Consider the following 17614-nt stretch of genomic DNA (forward strand, 5'->3'; position numbering starts at 1 on the left):
GATGAGACGCATGGTTCTCGCCGCAGCGCTCGCCACCGCGACGCTCGGCCTCACCGCCGCCGGCGCGAGCGCGCAGACGACGGTCCGCATCGGGCTCGCCGAGGATCCGGACGTGCTCGACCCGTCGCTCGGGCGCACCTACGTGGGGCGCATCGTCTTCGCCTCGCTGTGCGACAAGCTGTTCGACATCGACGCGAACCTCGACATCGTCCCGCAGCTCGCGGTCTCGCACGAGACCTCGGAGGACGGCCTGTCGCTGACGATCCGCCTGCGCGAGGGAGTCACCTTCCACGACGGCACGCCGATGGACGCCGAGGCGGTCAAGTACTCCCTCGACCGGCACCGCTCGATGGAGGGCTCCTTCCGCCGCGGCGAACTCTCGATCGTCGACAGCGTCGAGGTGGTCGATCCGCTCACCGTGCGCCTCGGCCTGAAGAGCCCCTTCGCGCCGCTGCTCGCGACGCTCACCGACCGCTCCGGCATGATCGTCTCGCCGGCCGCCGCCGAGGCCGCCGGCGACCAGTTCGGCAACGCACCGGTCTGCGCCGGACCCTTCCGGTTCGTCGAGCGCATCCAGCAGGACCGCATCGTGCTGGAGAAGTTCGACGACTACTGGGACGCGGAGGCGATCGGCGTCGACCGCGTCGAGTTCCGGCCGATCCCGGATTCCACCGTGCGCCTCGCCAACCTCCAGTCCGGCGAGCTCGACCTGATCGAGCGCGCGCTCGCCACCGACATCCCGGCGATCGAGGCGGATTCCCGCCTCGTGCTCGAGACGACGACCGAGCTGGGCTACCAGGGCATGACGCTCAACGTCGCCAACGGCGAGGGCGCCGCCGGCCCGCTCGCCGAGAGCCCGCTCGTGCGCCAGGCGCTGAACCTCGCCATCGACCGCGAGGCGCTCAACCAGGTCGTCTTCGACGGCGCCTTCTTCCCGGGCAACCAGTGGATCAACCCGCAGAACTCCTGGTACCAGGACGCCTACCCGGTCCCGGCGCGCGACGTCGAGAAGGCCAAGGCGCTGATCGCCGAGGCCGGTGTCGAGACGCCGGTCGTCGTCGATTTCATGGTCCCCAACAACCCGGAGGTCCGCCAGGTCGCCGAGGTGATCCAGGCCATGGCGGCGGAAGCGGGCTTCGACATGCAGATCCGCGTGGTCGAGTTCGCCACGGGCCTGCAGGAGGCCGAGGCCGGCCGCTTCGGCGCCTTCATGCTGGCCTGGTCCGGGCGGCCCGATCCGGACGGCAACATCTACTCCTTCGCGCATTCCACCGGCCCGCTGAACTACGGCAAGTTCGCGAGCGAGGCGGTGGACGCGGCGCTGACGCAGGCGCGCACCGCGACGACGCAGGAGGGCCGCATGCAGGCCTATTCCGACGTCGCCGACGTGTGGCTGACGGAAGGCTCGGTTCTCTACCTCTACCACCGCGCCATGCTGATCGCCCACACCGACGCCATGAAGGGCTACACCCCGCGCCCCGACGGCCTCGTCAGCCTCGTCGGCGTGACGATGGAGTGACGTTAGGAACCCCTCTCCCGTATGGGAGAGGGGCAGGGGTGAGGGCGCCCGGCTCGACGTCCGGCAGCGACGCCGGCAAAGGCCGCGCCCTTCACCGCATGCCGTACACCCTCACCCCCGGCCCCTCTCCCGAACGGGAGAGGGGAGATCATGGAGGGCATCGTGCTCCAGCTCATCGGCAAGCGGCTCGTGCAGCTCGTCCCGACGCTGTTCTTCGTGTCGGTGCTGATCTTCTCGCTCCAGCACCTGATGCCGGGGGATCCGGCGTTGGTGATGGCGGGGGAGGAGCGCGACCCCGTCGTGATCGAACAGATCCGCCAGCAATACGGCCTCGACCGGCCGATCCCGGTTCAGTACGCGATGTGGATCGGGAACGTGCTCGCCGGCGATCTCGGCGAGTCGATGCGGCTCAAGGTGCCGGTCTCCGAGCTCGTCGCGCAGAAGCTCCCGGTCACGATCCAGCTCGCGGTGATGGCGATGCTGATCGCGCTCGTGCTGGGCGTGACGACGGGCGTGCTCTCGGCGGTGAAGCGCAATTCCGCCTGGGACTGGGTCGTCAACGTGGTCGGCCTCGCCGGCATCTCGACGCCGAACTTCTGGCTCGGGATCATGATGATCCTCCTCTTCGCCGTGCATCTGGGCTGGCTGCCGGCCTCGGGCTACGTCAGCCCGTTCGAGGATCTCGGCCGCTCGCTCGCGACCACGATCATGCCGGCCTTCGTGCTCGGCACGGCGATCGCCGGCGTGATCATGCGCCACACCCGCTCGGCCATGATCCAGGCGCTCGACAGCGACTACGTGCGCACGGCGCGCGCCAAGGGCCTCTCCGAGCGCACCGTGGTGTGGAAGCACGCCATGCGCAACGCGCTCACGCCGGTGATCACGCTGGGCGCGCTCGAGTTCGGCACGCTCCTCTCGGGCGCGGTGCTCACCGAGCAGATCTTCTCGATACCCGGCTTCGGCAAGCTCATCGTCGACGCCGTCTTCAACCGCGACTACGCGGTGGTGCAGGGCGTCGTGCTCGTCACGGCGACGACCTACATCGTGCTCAACCTCCTCGCCGACATCGGCTACATCCTCGCGAACCCGAGGCTGCGCGCATGAGCCTCGCCACCGCACCCGGTCGGGCGACGCCCCCCGACGCCGACGCCTTCGTCATCGAGAGCCCCGGCCGGCGGGCCTGGCGGCGGCTGCGCCGACGCCCGGCGGCGATGGCGTCCCTCGTGGTCGTCCTCGTCATCGTCGCCTGCGCACTCCTCGCGCCGTGGATCGCACCCTACGATCCGACGGCGCAGAGCTGGTCGGCCGTGCGCAAGGCGCCGTCGGCGGCGCATTGGCTCGGCACCGACGAGGTGGGGCGCGACGTCCTCTCGCGGGTGATCTGGGGCGCGCGCGCCTCGCTGGCGGCGGGCGTGATCTCGGTGCTCATCGCCATGGCCGCGGGCATCCCGCTCGGGCTCGTGGCGGGCTACGTCGGCGGCTGGACCGACGCCGCGCTCGGGCGCCTCACCGACGCGATGCTGGCGATCCCGTTCCTCATCCTGGCGATCGCGCTCGCGGCCTTCCTCGGCCCGAACCTGACCAACGCCATGATCGCCATCGGCGTCACCGCGACGCCGATCTTCATCCGCCTCACCCGCGGCCAGGTGCTCGCCGCGCGCTCGGAGGAATGGGTCGAGGCGGCGCGGGCGGTGGGCAACCCGCATTGGCGCATCGCCCTGCGCCACGTGCTCCCCAACGTGCTGCCGCCGATCCTGGTGCAGGCGACGCTGACCATCGCCACCGCCGTCATCGCCGAGGCGAGCCTCTCCTTCCTCGGACTCGGCCAGCAGCCGCCGATGCCCTCCTGGGGCTCGATGCTGAACTCCGCCCAGCGCTTCCTGGCGCAGGCGCCCTGGATGGCCGTGTTCCCCGGCCTCGCGATCTTCGTCACGGTGCTCGCCTTCAACGTGCTCGGCGACGGCCTGCGGGACGCGCTCGACCCCAGGGGACGATGACGGGAGGTGGCACGGGCGGAAATGCGCGTCCGTCCGAGGGAGTCCGGGGCGCCACGGTATCCCCCGCGGTCGCGAACTGGTACAGATGGGGCACGGAAGACGCGAGAGGATCGAGCGTCGATTGGAAAGGACGCCGCGTGACCAAGACGCCTCCCACCGACGAGTCGCGGCGCGTGCGCGCCGAGGCCCAGGCCACGAAGGAGCGCGAGAACGCGCAGGCCTGGATCGACCACGACAACGAGGCCCGCGCCGTCGAGGAGCGTACCGCCCGCCTGCGCGCCCTGCGGCTCGCCAAGGAAGCCTCCGACGCCGAGGCCGCCGCCGTCGTCGCCGCCGAGAAGGCCGCGGAGAAGGCCGCCAAGACCGCCCGCGCCGTGAAGCGCAAGAGCACCAAGGCGAGCGCCGAGGCCGCTGCCGAGACGGGCACGAAGGTCGGTGCGAGGACGCGTGCCAAGGTCGGCACCAAGGCCGACACCGAGGTCGGCACCAAGGCCGGCACGAAGGCGGGTGCCGAGCCGAGCGCCTAGGCCTGCCCCGCGACCACGAACGCCCGGGACTACGCCGAGTGCGCGCGACGCACCGACAGCCGCATCGCCCCGCCCGCCGTGCCACGACCGCCGGTGCTCGCCGGGACCGTCGAGACACAGCCAGCGATCGTAGATGGCCGCTTGGTCCGATGATGCGCCCCGGAGATCGCGCAGCCCGACGTCGACGCGCACGCGCGGTGCCCGCGTGCGCGTGCGGCGCGCGCCGTCCCGCCGATCCTTCGCAGGGCGAAGGATAGGTATTGCACCTTCTCTACACATCCGAAAAGTTGATCTAGGTTACTGGAATCATACCCCATACGCATCGGGGGTCGATGAATCGACGTCGGAGCATCGCGTGCGGGCATGATGGAACTCGACCGAAACGGCCTGACGTCCACGCTCCGAACGGAGACCCGCGCCGCGCACGCGGCCGCGGAGAAGATCTTCGTTCGGGCGTCGAAGGCCGATCCCGGTTGCGGCCCCGTCCTCCTGATGACACTCAACCACGTGCTCGGCGGCTGGCTCGCCGACGCGGCGACGCGGCTCTCGCCGGAGGCGCGCACCGGAGGGTTCGCGGACGAGCTCGCAGCCTTCCTGGCGATCGCGCGCGGGGCGCAGCCGCGGGACGCGGACGCGCCCGGCGCGCCGGAGGGGCCGCGCCTCGTCGGGGACGCCGCGATCGCGGGGGCGTCCTACGCCGTGTGCGGCTCCGCGCTCGGCGCCGCCGCCCTCGCGAGCGCCTGGCACGCCGAGCGCGCGCCGGCGTGGCTCGCCTTCTGCGCGGCGAGCCGGACGCTCGAGGGGCGCTGGCCCCGCTTCGGCGCCGCGCTCGACGCGTGGGGCGCGCGGGCGGATGCGCACCGGGACGCGCTCGCGGGGGTGCGTTGCGCCTTCGCCTACGCGGGGGACGTTGTCGCGGCGCTCGCGGACCGCGGGGACCGCGCGCGGACCCGTGACGGAGCGTGGACCCGTGACGGAGCCTGGACCGACGACGGCGCAAGGGTCGGCGCGGGTCTCGCCCGTCCCGGCGTCGCGCCCCGGGCTTCGATCCGGGCCTCGATCCGGGCGGGAGACGGATGAGCATCGTCGCGCCGCTCCCGCCCGACCACGCCGCGATCTGCGAGGCCGAGCCGATCACCCGGCCCGGCGCCGTGCAGCCCTTCGGCTTCCTGCTCGCGGTGGAGGAGGAGACGGGCCGCATCGCGCAGGCGAGCGCGAATGCGGTCGCCTTCGTCGGCCGCGAGGCGCACGAGCTCGTCGGCCGGCTCCTCGACGAGGTCCTGTGCGCCGCCTCCTGCGCGCGCATCGCCGCCATGATGCGCACGGAGTGCTACGCGCCGACGAACTTCACCCGCGTGCGCACCCGCGACGGCGCGCGGTCCTTCGACGCGCTCGCCCATCGCAGCCACGACACGCTCGTCGTCGAGTGCCTGCCCATCGGGCCGGAAACGGACGCGACCCGCGCCGTCTGCGACGCGCAGCGCCTGATCCAGCGCCTGCGCGACGCGCCGGACTTCGAGACCATGCTCGGGATCGCCGCGCGGGAGGCGCGCGACCTCACCGGCTTCGACCGAGCCATGGTGTACCGCTTCGACGAGGACGGCCACGGCGCCGTCGTCGCCGAGAGCCGGCGGGAGGACCTCGAGCCCTATCTCGGCCTGCACTATCCCGCGAGCGACATCCCCGCCCAGGCCCGGCGCATGTACCTGCTCCAGCGCGTGCGCCAGATCCCCGACGTCGACGCCGCCACCGCGGCCCTCGTCGGCGCGCCCGGGCACGACCCCGCAGGGCTCGACATGACGCACGCCGTGCTGCGCGCGGTTTCGCCCTACCACCTCGAGTACCTGCGCAACATGGGCGTGAAGGCGACCTTCGCGGTCTCCCTCATCGTCGGCGACGCGCTCTGGGGCATGCTCGTCTTCCACCACGGCCGGCGCCGGGACGTGGACTGCACGCTGCGCGGCCTGTGCGACCTCGTCGGGCAGACGCTCTCGGCCCTCCTCGACCTGCGGGCCGACGCGGACCGCGAGGCGGCGCTCGCCGCCCGCGCCGACGCGCTGCGCGCGATCGAGCGGGAGCTCGCCGAGGCGGACACCGTCTCCGCCGGGCTCGGCGCCGTCGCCGACCGCCTGCTCGAGGTCATGGGCGCGGGGGGCTGCTGGGTGCGAATCGGCGGCACGGGGCTGCGCTTCGGGCATACGCCGCCGGAAGCCGCTTGCCGGACGATCCTCGCGCGGCTCGGCGACGGCGCGGCCGGCTATGCCGCCCACGCCGAGCTGCGGGTCCTCGACCCGGCGCTCGCCGCGCACGCGGGCTGCGCGGCGGGCGCGGCCGCGATCGTCCTGCCGGCCCGGCCGGGCGAGGGGATCGTCTGGTTCCGCCCCGAGCGCCTGCGCACGGTCTCCTGGGGCGGCGATCCGAGCCGGCCCGTCGACGTGGATCCGACGAGCGGGCGCCTCGGTCCCCGGCGCTCCTTCGCCGCCTTCGTCGAGCAGGTCGCCGGCACGAGCGGGCGCTTCGACGAGGCGGACGCGGAGGTCGCCCAGCGGCTGCGCCGCGCGGTGCTCGGAGCCCTCCTGCGCATCTCCGAGGAGCGCCTGCACCGGGTGCGCACCTTCGACCCGCTCACGGGCCTCCTGCGGCGCGAGGTGGCGGAACCGCGGCTGCGCCGGATGGCCGCCGCGGCCGATCGCGAGGTCGTCGGCGTGCTGGTCGTGCGGGTCGCGCGGCTCTCCGGCCTCGTCGAGCGCTGGGGCGTGGAGGCGGGCGAGACCGCCATCCTCGAGGCGGCGCGACGGCTCCAGGAACTGGTGCGCAGGGGCGAGGTGCTCGCGCGCTGGGGCGACGACGGCTTCCTTCTCGGGGTTCGGCGCGACGGCGTCGAGGCGCTGCGCCGGCTCGGCGCCGAGGTCCTCGACGCCTTCCGCACGCCGCTGACGGTCGGCGGCACGGAGGTCGCGCTCACCGTCCACGCGGGCGTCGCCGTCCATCCCGGGGTGGACCTCGGTTCGCTCGTCGCCACGGCCGCCGACGCCGCGGGCAAGGCGGCGGAGGATCGGCGCGGCCGCTTCGTGCTGCTCGAGCGCCCGCCCGAGCGGGCGGCGCCCTCGCCGGCGCGGCTCGAGCTCGAGATCGCCCCCGCGCTCGCCCGCGGCGAGTTCCGCGTGGTGCTGGAGCCGATCGTCGCGCTGGCGGACGGGCGCCCGATCGGGGTCGAGGCACATCCGCGCTGGCCGAGCCCGGCCTTCGGCGAGGTCGACCCCGCGCTCTTCCTCCCCGCCGCCGTCGAGAGCGGGCAGGCCTTCGCGCTCGCCGCCGCGCTCCTCGACGCGGCCCTGCGCCATGCCGGGCCGGAGATCGCCGCCGGGCGGCTGGAGCGGCTGGCGGTGCGCTTCGACGCGGGCCTCCTCGCCCGCCGCGGCCTCGCCGCGATGGTGCTCTCGGCGCTCGACCGCGCGCGCGTGCCGCCGGGTGCCCTCGTGCTCGAGATCGGCGGCGACGGTCGGGACCTCGAGGGCAACGCCGCCGCCCTCGCGCGTCTGCGCGAGGGCGGCGTGCGGATCGCGCTCGCCGATCTCGCCGACGCGCGCGTCTCGCTCGCGGCGCTGGCGCGCCTGCCGATCGACTGCGTGCGCATCGGCTCGGCCTTCCTCGACGACGCGGGCGCGGAGGGGCGCGGCGACGCCGTGCTCGCGGCGATGGTCGCCCTCGCCCGCGCGCTCGGCTGCGACGTCGTCGCGGTGGGCCTCGCCGACGCGGGCGCCCGGGAACGGGCGCGGGCGGCCGGGTGCGACAAGGGGCAGGGAGCGGCGATCGCGCCGGCGCTCGAAGGGCGCGCGCTCGCGGGCTGGCTCGCCGCGGCCCCCCGGTCGGGAGCGTGAGCCCCGCGCACGACTTATTTCGGCGGCTGTCATCCAGGCTTCATTAGTTTGGCCGATTGAAGTACCGGCAGAGGCGGTCGGGCGAACGACATGAGCGGTAAATCCAGGCTTTCCGGGTCCAAGAACCCGGGCTCGAAACATCCCGGCGCGAAGAGCGTCGGCTGGGCGCTGGTCCAGGCGGCGCGGCTGCACCGCGCGCGGATGGGCGACCGGCTCGGCGAACTCGGCCTGTTCGCGGGCCAGGAGCAGGTGGTCCAGGCGCTGGCGGCCGAGGGCCAGATGACGATGGGCGAGCTCGCCGCCATCCTGCGCGTGCGCCCGCCCACCGCCTCGAAGACCGTCTCGCGCCTCGCCGCGCTCGGCCTCGTCGAGCGCCGCGCCGAGCCCGACGACGCGCGCGTCGTGCGCGTCGGCCTCACCACGGAGGGCGCCGCCAAGGCCGCCGCCATCGCCGCCCTGTGGGACGACGTCGAGGCCGAGCTGCTCGGCGACTTCGATACCAAGGACCGCAAGCGCCTGCGCAAGCTGCTGCGAAAGGTCGCACGCAATCTCGCCGAGGTGTCCGGCGCCGACGCCCGCGGCCTCGACGCCGCCGACGAGGAGCCCGACGATCCGGAGCCGGAGCCCGATCCCGCGCCGGAAGACGCGCAGCGCGATCTCGCGCCGACCGCTTGAGACGAAGGCGCAGGGCGGACCTTCGCGGAAGCGGTCGCAGGTTCTGCAACCCTCGATCAAATACTCGCGCGCACGGCCGCGAAGGTCTCGACGCGCGCGCGCGGCACGAATGCAGGGTCCACGACGCGCGCCGGTCTGCACGAAGCGCCGGTGCGTCATGCCATGCGGGGTCGATTAATTTCTATTCGCCGCCTTCGGGTCATGCATTTACTCGAATACTTGTTTCGCGATGATTGGGGTAACGCTGGAGTGTCGCCTGTCGACGTTGGCGATAGCTTCGCCCTGTGTTGATTGTTCTTTTAGACTTCGTCGGTACGTTCCTCGACCATGCTCGGGCCACCCTCGGCCGGGCACGAGCACGGGACGGTGTCGCGCGCATGCCTCTGATCATCATCCTCGACGATCGGGTGACGAACCGAAACATCTTCTCGCGCCTGGCGTCCTCGATCGCCGAGGGCGTCGAGGTCGAGGCCTTCGGCGATCCGGCGGAGGCGCTGGAGCGCCTGTCGGAGCGTATCCCCGATCTCGTCATCACCGACTTCAAGATGCCCACCATGACCGGCGCGGAGTTCACGCGCAGGTTCCGTCGGCTGCCGGGCTGCGACGACGTGCCCGTCATCGCCATCACGGTCTACGAGGAGCGCTCCTTCCGGCTCGACGCGCTGGAGGCGGGTGCGACGGACTTCCTGCTGAGCCCCGTCGACCACGCCGAGTTCCTCACGCGGGCGCGCAACCTGCTGCGGATGCGCCGCCAGGCGCAGATCATCAAGAGCCGCGCCTCCTTCCTCGAACGCGAGCTCGAGGACAGCGAGCGCTCCCGCGAGGCGCTCCTGCGCGACAGCCGTCAGCGGCTGGCGCAGGTGATCGACACCGTGCCCGCGCTGATCAGCGCGCACGACCGCGACGGCGCCTGCATCTTCCTCAACGCCCACATGTCCGCCTTCGCCGCGGTCGACCAGGCCGAGGCGATCGGCCGCCCGGCCTCGGACCTGATCGGCCCCGAGCGCGCCCAGCGCAGCCTCGCCCTCGACCAGCTCGTCTTCCGCTCGGGCCGCGCTCTGCCGAGCTACGAGGAGGAGGTGACCGACGGCGACGGCGCCAAGCACGCCTTCGTCGTCACGAAGTCCCCTCTCTCGGATTCGGACGGGCGCGTCATCGCCGTGCTCACCACCGCGCTCGACATCACCGACCGCAAGAAGGCCGAGAGCCACCTCGTCCACCTCGCCCATCACGACGCGCTCACCGGGCTCGCCAACCGGACGCTGCTGCAGGACCGCATGCGCCGTGAGATCGCCCGCGCCCGGCGCGGGGACCGCTTCTTCGCGCTCCACCTCGTCGATCTCGACCGCTTCAAGAGCGTCAACGACGCCCTCGGCCACCATCGGGGCGACGAACTCCTGCGCATCGTCGCCGAGCGGCTGCGCAACATCGTGCGCGAGACCGACACCGTGGCGCGGCTCGGCGGGGACGAGTACGCCGTGCTCCAGACGGACGTCCGCAGCCCGGAGGAGGCCCGCGAGTTCGCACGACGCCTGATCGCGGCGATCGGTAACCCGTTCCGGATCGCGGGCGAGGACATCGTGGTGGGCGCGAGCCTCGGCGTGGTGCTCTATCCGGGCGACGGCGAGGACACCGACGACCTCATCAAGAACGCCGACATCGCCATGTACCGGGCCAAGGCCGAGGAGCGCAACGCGATGCGTTTCTTCTGCGCGGACATGGTCACGGCCGCGCGCGAGGGGATCACGCTCGAGACCGACCTGCGCCGGGCGATCGCCAACCGCGAGTTCGAGCTGCACTACCAGCCGCAGATCGACCTGCGCACCGGCCGCATCGTCGGCGCCGAGGCGCTGGTGCGCTGGCGCCACCCCAAGCGCGGGCTCGTGCGCCCGCTCGACTTCCTGCCCTTCGCCGAGGAGACGGGCATCATCATCCCCATCAACGAGTGGGTGATGCGCGAGGCCTGCCGCGAGGCGAAGTCCTGGCAGGCGCTGGGGCTCCCGCGGCTGCGGGTGGGCGTCAACCTCTCGCCGATCCAGTTCCGCAAGCTCGCCATGCGCGACCTCGTCGTCGACGTGCTCTCCGAATCGACGCTCGAGCCCGAGCTCCTCGACCTCGAGATCACCGAGACGATCCTCATGCAGAACGCCGAGGCGGTGGCCGCCGAGCTGTCCGAGCTGCGCAAGCTCGGCGTGACGTTCTCCATCGACGACTTCGGCACGGGCTACTCGTCGCTGGCCTACGTGAAGAAATTCCCCGTCGACCGGCTGAAGATCGACCAGGGCTTCGTGCGCAACATGAAGAACGACCCCAACGACGCGGCGATCGTGCGGGCCATCATCAATCTCGGCCACTCGCTCGGCATCGAGACCGTCGCCGAGGGCGTCGACAGCCCCGAGCAGGTGGGCCTGCTGCGGGCGGAGGGCTGCGACGAGGCGCAGGGCTACCTGTTCTCCAAGCCGGTCCCCGCCGCCGAGTTCGTGGCGCTGGTGCGCGAGAGCGCCACGATGAGGCTGTCCGCATGAGTGCCGAGCGGTCCCCCCTCGCCGAGCGCCCCTCCGTCGCCGCGCACGCGCTCGGCGCCGCCAAGGAGCGCGTCTCGCGCATTCCCGCCTTCCGGGACAGGCCGGACCGCGAGCACGAGATGGTGATGAACCGCCTCGTCATCGGCGGCATCATCCTCGCCTACCTGCTCGCCTGCCGCTTCTTCGGGATCGAGGGCGTCGAGCAGCCGCTCGCGGTGGTGACGTTCTACTGGGTCGCGGGCCTGGGCTTCCTCTTCCACATCCTGCTCGTGCGCGAGGCCTGCCCGCCGCGGCGGATCGCGGCGATGGTGCTCGACCTCGGCGCGCTCTCCTACGGGCTCGCGGTGGGCGGCCAGACGACCGCGATCCTCTACCCGATCTATCTGTGGGTCATCTTCGGCAACGGCTTCCGCTTCGGCGTGCGCTACCTCTACGCCGCGATGGCGCTCGGCGTCGCCGGCTTCGGCCTCGTCCTCACCCAGGACAATTACTGGGGCGAGCACCCCAAGCTCGCCGCGGGCCTCGCCATCGGCCTCGTCATCCTGCCGCTCTACGCCGCCTCGCTGATCCGCAAGCTCTCGCGCGCCAAGCAGGAAGCGGAAGACGCATCGCGCCAGAAGAGCCTCTTCCTGGCGAGCGTCAGCCACGAGCTGCGCACGCCGCTCAACGCGATCATCGGCATGTCGGGCTTCCTCGAGGACACGAAGCTCGACGCCGAGCAGCGCGAGATGACGCGCACCATCAACGCCGCCGGCCGGGTGCTCCTCGACCACATCAACGACATCCTCGACTTCTCGCGGCTCGAGGCCGGGCTGATGCCCTCCGACGTGGTCGCCTTCGACCTGCACGCCGTGCTCCAGGAGACGACCGCGCTGGTGCGCGCCCAGGCGCGGGCGAAGGGGCTGGCGCTGACGCTGCACGTCGACGCCGCGACGCCCCACCGCCTGCGCGGGAACCGCAAGCACCTGGAGGAGGTGCTCCTCAACCTCCTCGGCAACGCGGTGAAGTTCACCGACGCGGGCCACGTCGCCGTGACCTGCGAGAGCGAGCGCGAGGAGGGCGGCGAGGTCGTGCTGCGGGTGAGCGTCGCCGACAGCGGCATCGGCATCGCGCCGGAGGCCAAGGCGCGCATCTTCGAGAGCTTCGCCCAGGCCGACGAGAGCATCATCAACCGCTACGGCGGCACCGGGCTCGGCCTCGCCATCGCCAAGCAGTTCGTCGAGCTCAACGGCGGCACGATCACGCTCGACAGCACGGTCGGCGCCGGCTCGACCTTCCGCTTCGGCTTCCGCGCGGCGATCGACCGCGAGGCCGCGGGCGAGATGGAGACTCTGCCGCCGCTCGACGTCGTGATCCTCGCCCCCGGCGAGACCGCCCGGCGGCTCCGTGCGCGCATCGCGTCGCTCGGACCCCGTCCCATGGCGACGGCGGACCTCGAGGCGGCCGCCGCGGCGCTCGGCGCCGTCACCGGCCGCGCGGTCCTCGTGCTCGACCCGCGCGCGCTCGGCCGCACGCCGGAGGCCGCCATGGCGGATCTCGCGCAGGCGGGCGCGACGCCCGCCGCGAGCGTCCTCCTGCGCGCCGACGGCATCGTCGTCGACGACGCGGCACGCCGCCTCTTCGCCAGCGCGCTCCCCGCGGCGGCCCTCGACGGCGACGTCGCGGCGGCGCTGCGCCTCGCCGGCGTGGCCGGCGGGCTCGTCGCCCTCTCCGGGACCGGGCGGGCGCGCGCCCACGCCCGCCCGGCCCGGCCGCTCGAGGTGCTGGTCGCGGAGGACAACGTCACGAACCAGAAGGTGATCGCGCGCATCCTGGAGCGCGAGGGCCACCGCGCGGCGATCGTCGCCGACGGCAAGAGCGCGCTCGACGCCATGATCGCCGAGCCCTTCGACGTCGTGCTCATGGACGTCAACATGCCGGTGATGAACGGCATCCTCGCCGCCAAGCTCTACCGCGCGGCGCAGCCGGACGCGAGCCGGCGCAGCCCCATCGTGGCGCTCACCGCCGACGCGACGCCGGAGGCGCGGCGTCTGTGCGAGGAGGCCGGCATGGTGGGCTGCGTGACGAAGCCGATCGAGCCCGCGCGCCTCTTCGCCGTCCTCGCCGACGTCGCGCGCGCCGAGCCCGCCCGCGGCTTCATCCACGTTCCCGGGCCGGACGACGCGCGCGCCGTTCCCGAGGAGGCGATCGCGGAGCACCACGCTCCTCCGGGCCCGGCGAGCGAGGCCGGCGCGGACGAGCGCCCGGTGCTGCGGACGAAGACGCTCGACGATCTCGAGCGGCTCGGCGGCGTGGAGTTCCGCGACGAGGTCACGAGCGCCTTCCTCGGCGACGCGCAGGCGCTGCTCGACGAGCTCGACGCGGCGGTGGCGAGCGGCGACGCGGAGGCCTTCCGCGACCACGTCCACGCCCTGCGCTCGAGCGCCGCCAACATCGGCGCGATCGGCATCTACGAACTCAGCCTCGCCATGCGCGGCGTCGAGGAGGACGAGCTGTCCGCCCATGGTGAGGCGCACGTCGCGGCGCTGCGGCTCGAATACGCCCGCGTCGGCACCGCGCTCGCCGCCCGTGCGCTCGCCGCCGCCGAGGCGGCGATGGACGCGACGGGCTCGGCCGCGTCGATCGCAGACGGGAAGGGCCGCGAGGACGCGGCCTGACGCGGCCTCAGTACACGACGACCGAGCGGATCGACTCGCCCGCGTGCATCAGGTCGAAGGCGGTGTTGATCTCGCCGAGCGGCATCGTGTGGGTGATGAGCGAGTCGATGTCGATCTTGCCCTCCATGTACCAGTCGACGATCGTCGGCACGTCGGTGCGCCCCCTCGCCCCGCCGAAGGCCGTGCCCTTCCAGACCCGGCCCGTCACCAGCTGGAAGGGGCGCGTCGCGATTTCGCGCCCGGCCTCCGCCACGCCGATGACGATCGATTCGCCCCAGCCGCGGTGGCAGCACTCCAGCGCCTGACGCATCACGTCGGTATTGCCTGTGGCGTCGAAGGAGAAATCCGCGCCACCGCCGGTGAGGTCGACGATCGCCTGTACCACCTTCTCGCGGCCCACCACGTTCGGATCGACGAAATCCGTCATGCCGAACTTCTCGGCGATGGCGCGCTTGCCCGGGTTGATGTCGACGCCGATGATCCGGTCGGCACCCACCATCTGCGCGCCCTGGATCACGTTGAGCCCGATGCCGCCGAGCCCGAACACCACGACGTTCGCCCCGGGCCAGACCTTGGCGGTGTAGATCACCGCGCCGATGCCGGTCGTCACGCCGCAGCCGATGTAGCAGATCTTGTCGAACGGCGCGTCCTCGCGGACCTTGGCGAGCGCGATCTCCGGCAGCACCGTGACGTTCGCGAAGGTCGAGCAGCCCATGTAGTGGAACACCGGCGCGTCGTCGCAGCGGAAGCGGCTCGTGCCGTCGGGCATCACGCCCTGTCCCTGCGTGGCGCGGATCGCCGTGCACAGGTTGGTGCGCCGCGAGAGGCAGCTCTTGCAGTTGCGACATTCCGGGGTGTAGAGCGGAATGACGTGGTCGCCGGGCTTCAGCGTGGTCACGCCCGCGCCGACCTCGCGCACGATGCCCGCGCCCTCGTGGCCGAGGATCGCGGGGAACTTGCCCTCCGAATCCATCCCCGAGAGCGTGTAGGCGTCGGTGTGGCACACGCCGGTGGCCATCACCTCGACGAGAACCTCGCCGGGTTTCGGGCCCTCGATGTCGATGGTCTCGATGGTGAGCGGCTTGCCCGCCTCCCAGGCGACCGCGGCGCGCGTCTTCATGGCGTGTCCTTCCCCGTCGGGTTCGTCGTCGATTCGCGCCCGCGAGACTGCCCGCCCGCGGGCGCGGGCGCCAGCCTCGACGCGACGCGAAATGCCGTGCGCGCGACGTGCGGGTATGCGGCCGGCGCGGATGGCGCGAAAGCGACATTGCGCGTCGCTGGCGCGAAAGGCGCTCGGGCCGGCCGTGCGGCACACTCCCTCGATACGGTGGCCCGACTTCGAGAGGGCGCGATGGCACGAGACGGCGCGGTTGCGATCGAGGAACTCCTGGCGCGGCGCAGGCCCGGCCATTCGCTGGAGGCGCCGTTCTACACGGCGCCGGAGATCTTCGAGCGCGATCTGGCGCTGATCTTCGGGCGCCACTGGATCTTCGTCGCCGTCGAAGGCGAGGTGGCGGAGCCGGGCGACTACGTCACCGTCGAGATCGGCACGGCCTCGATCATCGTGGTGCGCGACGACGACGGGAACCTCGCCGCCTTCCACAACGTCTGCCGCCATCGCGGTGCGCGCATCCTGTCGGAGCCGGCGGGCGTCGTCGGCAAGATCGTGTGCCCCTACCACCAGTGGACCTACGACCTCGACGGCACGCTGCTCCACGCCGAGCACATGGGCGCGGACTTCGACCGCGCCTGCCATTCCCTGAAGCGCGTGCACGTCAAGAGCCTCGCCGGCCTGATCCACGTCTGCCTCGCCGAGGACCCGCCGGCGGACTTCGACGCCATGGCGGCGGCGATGACGCCCTACCTCGCGCCCCACGGCCTCGCCGAGGCGAAGGTCGCCGCGTCGATCGACCTGATCGAGGAGGGCAACTGGAAGCTCACGATGGAGAACAATCGCGAGTGCTATCACTGCGCGACGAACCATCCCGAGCTCACGGTCTCGCTGTTCGAGTACGGCTTCGGCTTCGCGCCGGACGACGCCGACGCCGACCGCGCCGCCGCCATGGCCGCCTACGAGCGGATCTGCGGCGAGTTCGAAGCCCGCTGGACCCGCGAGGGCCTGCCTTTCGCGGAGATCGAGCGGCTCGCCGGCTGCGCCACGGGCTTCCGCACGCAGCGCCTCGCCATCGACCGCGCCGGCGAATCGCAGACCATGGACACCCGCTCCGCCTGCCGGCGCCTGCTTGGCGGGCTCTCCGAGCCGCGGCTAGGCGGCCTGTCGTTCTGGACGCAGCCGAACGGCTGGCATCATCTGATGGCGGACCACGCGGTGACCTTCAGCGTCATCCCCCTCGCGCCGGACCGCACGCTGCTGCGCACCCGCTGGCTCGTCCACCGCGACGCGGTCGAGGGGCTCGACTACGACGTCGAACGCCTGACCGAGGTCTGGCGCGCGACGAACGAGCAGGACGGCGCGCTCGTCGCCATCGGCCAGAAGGGCGTCTCGAGCCCCGCCTACGAGCCGGGGCCGTATTCCCCCTGGACGGAAGGGCTCGTGGAGCGCTTCGTCGCCTGGTACGTCGAGCGGCTCGGCGCCGGCCTCGCCGCCGGGAACGCCCGTTGATTCCCGCTCGCACCGCGGAGCCTCGCCCATGCCCGCCCGCCACGGCCTCTCGCTCGAGGCGCTCTATCCCGTCTGGGATTGCGAGGAGGACGACCGGCTGATCTGCCGGGCGGTCTACGAGGAGACGCACGACGTCAAGACCTTCGTCTTCGTCTCCCCCGAGCCGCGGCAGTTCAACTTCGCGCCGGGGCAGTTCCTCACCTTCGACGTCCCCGTCGACGGCGGCTCGGTCAACCGCTGCTACACGATCGCCTCCTCGCCGACGCGCCCGCACACGGTGGCGATCACGGTCAAGCGCTGCGTCGGCGGCGTCGTCTCCAACTGGCTGCACGACAACCTGCGCGTCGGCGACGTGGTGCGCGCGGTCGGGCCGATGGGCGAGTTCTCGACCTGGGCGCACCCGAACCCCAAGCGCCTGTTCATCTCCGGGGGCGTGGGCGCGACGCCGCTGATCAGCCACGTGCGCCGGGACTTCGACGTGGGCGAGGACCTCGACACGCTCTACGTCCACTTCGCCCGCACGCCGCGCGACGTCATCTTCCGCGCCGAGCTCGAGCTGATGGCGCACCGGCGCCTCAACCTGCGCGTCGCGCACGTGGTGGAGAGCGTCGAGGGTGAGCGCTCCTGGTCGGGCTATCGCGGGCGCTTCTCGCCCGAGCTCGTGGCGACCCTGTCGTCGGACTTCCGCGAGCGCGAGATCTTCTGCTGCGGCCCGCCCGCCTTCATGGCCGCCGTGCGCTACTTCCTGGAGAACGCCGGCCACGACATGGCCCGCTACCACGAGGAGAGCTTCGACTTCGAGCAGCTCTCCCCGCGGGAGCGCGAGGCCGCGCCGCCCCCGCCGGACGAGACGCTGGCGACCTTCGAGATCACCTTCACCAAGTCCGGCCGCACCGTCCCCTGCGACGAGAACACCACGATCCTCGCCGCCGCCCGCCTCGCCGGCATGCGCCTGCCCGCCTCCTGCACGAAGGGCCTATGCGGGACGTGCAAGACGAGGAAGCGCGAGGGAACGGTGGAGATGGCGCACGCGGGCGGCATCCGCCAGCGCGAGATCGACGCCGGCATGGTGCTGCTCTGCTGCTCCAAGCCGCGGTCGAACGTGGTGGTGGAGCGGTGAGGGGGCATGGGACGCGGACGGTGCTTGGAGCCGTTCCAGGCTGGTATCGGGGAAATCACAAGGGTTGCACGGGAAACGCCATCGGGCTAG

General features: G+C 72.3%; 12 protein-coding genes. 11 read left to right on the plus strand and 1 reads right to left on the minus strand.

Annotation, left to right across the window (positions count from 1 at the left end):
- Nucleotide 1: 1 nt before the first annotated feature.
- The 9 genes from AB9M23_RS20340 to AB9M23_RS20380 all read left to right on the plus strand — a co-directional run bounded on the left by AB9M23_RS20340 (nt 2) and on the right by AB9M23_RS20380 (nt 13781).
- A complete protein-coding gene (locus AB9M23_RS20340) occupies nt 2–1519 on the plus strand; it encodes an ABC transporter substrate-binding protein (RefSeq protein ID WP_372426451.1) in 1518 nt (505 codons plus the stop codon).
- Between the two features lie 150 nt (nt 1520–1669).
- A complete protein-coding gene (locus AB9M23_RS20345) occupies nt 1670–2623 on the plus strand; it encodes an ABC transporter permease (RefSeq protein WP_372426453.1) in 954 nt (317 codons plus the stop codon).
- Nucleotides 2620–3516, plus strand: a complete 897-nt coding sequence (locus AB9M23_RS20350; protein WP_372426454.1) for an ABC transporter permease — start codon at nt 2620–2622, stop codon at nt 3514–3516. The genes AB9M23_RS20345 and AB9M23_RS20350 overlap by 4 nt, the downstream gene beginning before the upstream one ends.
- Nucleotides 3517–3653: 137 nt before the next feature.
- Nucleotides 3654–4043 (plus strand): hypothetical protein, encoded by a 390-nt coding sequence (locus tag AB9M23_RS20355; RefSeq protein ID WP_372426456.1) that lies wholly within the window; start codon nt 3654–3656, stop codon nt 4041–4043.
- Between the two features lie 363 nt (nt 4044–4406).
- A complete protein-coding gene (locus tag AB9M23_RS20360; RefSeq protein ID WP_372426457.1) occupies nt 4407–5123 on the plus strand; it encodes a hypothetical protein in 717 nt (238 codons plus the stop codon).
- The gene (locus tag AB9M23_RS20365) at nt 5120–7924 is read left to right on the plus strand and encodes a bifunctional diguanylate cyclase/phosphodiesterase (protein ID WP_372426458.1); all 2805 of its coding nucleotides are present in this window, start codon (nt 5120–5122) and stop codon (nt 7922–7924) included. Before AB9M23_RS20360 ends, AB9M23_RS20365 begins: the two co-directional genes overlap by 4 nt.
- 90 nt (nt 7925–8014) lie before the next feature.
- Nucleotides 8015–8599 (plus strand): MarR family winged helix-turn-helix transcriptional regulator, encoded by a 585-nt coding sequence (locus AB9M23_RS20370; RefSeq protein WP_372426460.1) that lies wholly within the window; start codon nt 8015–8017, stop codon nt 8597–8599.
- 377 nt (nt 8600–8976) lie between these two features.
- Nucleotides 8977–11124 carry a GGDEF/EAL domain-containing response regulator gene (locus AB9M23_RS20375; protein ID WP_372426461.1) on the plus strand — a complete coding sequence of 716 codons (2148 nt, stop codon included), beginning with the start codon at nt 8977–8979 and terminating at the stop codon, nt 11122–11124.
- Complete coding sequence (locus AB9M23_RS20380; protein ID WP_372426462.1) at nt 11121–13781, plus strand: ATP-binding protein; 2661 nt, start codon at nt 11121–11123, stop codon at nt 13779–13781. Before AB9M23_RS20375 ends, AB9M23_RS20380 begins: the two co-directional genes overlap by 4 nt.
- Before the next feature lie 7 nt (nt 13782–13788).
- Here the strand turns inward: AB9M23_RS20380 and AB9M23_RS20385 are convergent, their stop codons facing one another.
- Nucleotides 13789–14901 carry an S-(hydroxymethyl)glutathione dehydrogenase/class III alcohol dehydrogenase gene (locus AB9M23_RS20385; RefSeq protein WP_372426464.1) on the minus strand — a complete coding sequence of 371 codons (1113 nt, stop codon included), beginning with the start codon at nt 14899–14901 and terminating at the stop codon, nt 13789–13791.
- A 231-nt stretch (nt 14902–15132) separates the two neighbouring features.
- Here AB9M23_RS20385 and AB9M23_RS20390 point away from each other — a divergent pair, with 231 nt between their 5' ends.
- On the plus strand, nt 15133–16404 hold the full coding sequence (locus AB9M23_RS20390; protein ID WP_372426465.1) for an aromatic ring-hydroxylating oxygenase subunit alpha: 1272 nt from the start codon (nt 15133–15135) through the stop codon (nt 16402–16404).
- A 28-nt stretch (nt 16405–16432) separates the two neighbouring features.
- On the plus strand, nt 16433–17524 hold the full coding sequence (locus tag AB9M23_RS20395; RefSeq protein ID WP_372426467.1) for an FAD-binding oxidoreductase: 1092 nt from the start codon (nt 16433–16435) through the stop codon (nt 17522–17524).
- Nucleotides 17525–17614: the final 90 nt, after the last annotated feature.

Origin of the sequence: Salinarimonas chemoclinalis, assembly GCF_041514305.1 — a bacterium.
In the GTDB taxonomy this organism is placed as follows: domain Bacteria; phylum Pseudomonadota; class Alphaproteobacteria; order Rhizobiales; family Beijerinckiaceae; genus Salinarimonas; species Salinarimonas chemoclinalis.